The sequence below is a fragment of the Nostoc sp. CHAB 5715 genome, assembly GCF_020829685.1.
GTDB lineage: Bacteria > Cyanobacteriota > Cyanobacteriia > Cyanobacteriales > Nostocaceae > Nostoc.
In genome coordinates this window covers 1-2961 of record NZ_JAIVFR010000921.1, presented here as the reverse complement: position 1 = coordinate 2961, position 2961 = coordinate 1, and the positions used below count along the sequence as shown (strand labels likewise).

Genomic DNA, 2961 nt, shown 5'->3' with positions numbered 1-2961 from the left:
TGAACAATACCAGTCTGGCACTATTCCTCTTAATGAAACCGCACTGGTAACAGGCATGGAACAGTCGGTTGGGGAACGTTCCGAAATCTATTTTTCTATACACGAGAACAACGGTAAACACTCGCCTTCTGTGTCAGTCAATAATCAACCATCACTAGAAGAGTGCCAAAACTATGGAGGTTATATTGTCTATGAAGCCCGTGCTACAGATGCTATTACATCGGTGTTGAATTACACGGAAAGAAATTGCTTTATCCGAACCTCTCAATGTTGGGAAAAGTATCGCCAAGGTTTTACCTTAGCTGTGGATGATGTCGAAAAAACTTATGCTCTAGAAGAGTGTTTGTTAAATTTTTTAAGGGAAAGCCAAGTTAGGGCTAAGTTGGCAGCACCAATTATATTTGAGGACAAATTGTGGGGATTACTGATTGCTCATCAGTGCGATAATCCCCACCAGTGGACTGAGAGTGAAAAAAACTTGTTAATTGCGATCGCAGAACAATTAGCGATCGCAATTCACCAAGCTGATTTAATGCAAACGCTTACCCAAGAAAAACAAACTCTCGAACAACGAGTTATTGAACGCACAATGGCTCTGCGTGATGCTCTCCTCGCCGCCGAAGCTGCTAACCGTCTCAGAAGTGAGTTTCTCGCTACTATCAGCCACGAATTGCTCACACCTTTAACTTATGTGATTGGGATGTCGTCTACGTTGTTACGCTGGCCTTTGGGTGAATTGAGTCAACGACAACGGGGTTATCTGCAAACAATCCACGACAGTGGAGAACATTTATTAGAAATGATTAATGATATCCTCGATTTATCGCAAATCGAGGCTGGTAAGATAGCTTTAAATATTTCAGAATTTTCTTTGGTGAATGTTGCTGAAAATGCTGTAGAGTCACTGCGAAAAAAAGCAATCAGTGAACAAATTAATCTCAACCTGGATTTGCAAATCGATCCCCAGGCGCGATCGCTAGCCCGGTCTTTTAGTGATTCTGTACTCTACAGCATTTCCCTTAAAAGTATTCATCCAGAACGCAAAACTCTTCTTATCGACTTAGGAGATTTGTTACTGACAGATTTAGGTGGATTATCTGCAAGTTTAGGAGTTCCAGCAACCACAGACCAATCTTATTTTGGTACTGCTAAAGCTTTTCCCCAAAACTTAGAAATTGAGTCAGTTTTAAATTTTTCTGGTGGCGGAGACCGTGACAGTGAAGTTGCAAGCTTTGCGTCGCTAGCTGACAACCGTGGTTATACCTTGCGCGTCCACTACAGTCTTTCCCAACTACCTGATAAAGATTATCGCCCGCGCATTGCTGACGATCGCATCGGTTATTTCATCACCGCCTACCAAGATTTATCCAAAGACGATCGCGGCGATTCTTTTGTCCGCTACATCAATCGCTGGGATTTGGAAAAACAAGACCCGAAAGCAGCAATTTCTCCACCTAAAAAACCGATTGTCTTTTGGATTGATAACGCTGTGCCTTTAGAGTACCGCAATGCTATCAAAGAAGGCGTTTTAATGTGGAACAAAGCCTTTCTTAAAGCTGGATTCAAGGATGCAATTGAAGTTCGCCAAATGCCAGATGATGCCACATGGGACCCAGGAGATATTCGTTACAACACGATTCGCTGGATCAACACAGTTGATGGTTATTTTGCAATGGGGCCATCTCGCGTTAACCCATTGACTGGAGAAATTTTGGATGCAGATATTCTCGTAGATGCTAGCTTTGTGCGGGCACTTAAGAATGAGTATCGCCAAATCGTCCAACCTAGCCAAACTGAAAATCGCACTACTCTATCAGCTTTGATGCAAAATCGTCTACTTTGCGCCAATGGTTTAGATGCAAAAAATAACAGTGTAGCACAGCAGGTGCAACGGCAACAGGGGTTGTTGAGCCGTTTATCGAAAATGGCAGCCGAGTACGATTTATGCTACGGGATGGAAGCTGCTAATCAGTTTGCCTTTGGTTCACTGGCAATGTCACTGCTGCCAGATACTATGGCCACTCCAGACCAGGTGAAAGAATATATCAATCAATATTTACGTTTAATCATCGCTCACGAAGTTGGACATACTCTTGGTTTACGGCATAACTTCCGTGGTAGTACACTGCTACCACCAGACGAGATGAATAATACCGAAATTACCAAAAATAAAGGTTTGACAACTTCGGTGATGGATTATATTCCGCCAAATATTGCTCCTCAAGGGACAAAACAGGGAGATTATTTTCCCAGTATGGTGGGGCCTTATGATGAATGGGCAATTAAGTATGGCTACATCCCAATTCAGACATCAACTCCCATAGCAGAAAAGCCAATTTTGTCAGAAATTGCTGCACAATCCTATAAGCCAGAGTTGAGTTATTCTACAGATGAAGATGTGTATGACCTTGACCCAACTGCTGATGCTTGGGATAACAGTGGCAATGTCCTGCTGTATTCTCAGTGGCAATTGAATAATTCGCGGGTGATGTGGGAACGTCTCGATAAGCGTTATCCAATGGCTGGTGATAGTTACAGCGATGTGAGCGAACGATTTAGCACAGTATTGGGTAACTATTTCCAGCAAATATATTACACCACAAAATACATTGGCGGACAGTCTTTCTATCGCATCCACCCCAGCGAAATACCATTTGGAGTTAGCCCACAGCGATTACCATTTGAACCAGTACCAGTTGAAGAACAACGGCAAGCTTTAGAGACGCTGCAAAAGTATGTATTTGCAGAAGATGCCCTCAGCTTTTCACCAGAACTACTGAATAAATTAGCACCTTCCCGTTGGCGACATTGGGGTAGTTCTGTGCAAGTTGGTCGTTTGGATTTTCCAATTCATGACTTGGTGCTATTCATGCAGGGTTCTGTATTACGGGATTTACTCTCAGGCGATCGCCTCTCTCGCCTCAAGGATATTGAACTGAAAACGAAGCCAGAAAATGCACT

General features: G+C 43.0%; 1 protein-coding gene. It reads left to right on the top strand.

Annotation, left to right across the window (positions count from 1 at the left end):
* A partial coding sequence (locus LC574_RS33710) for a zinc-dependent metalloprotease (protein WP_229457952.1) occupies positions 1–2961 on the top strand: 2961 nt, incomplete at both ends.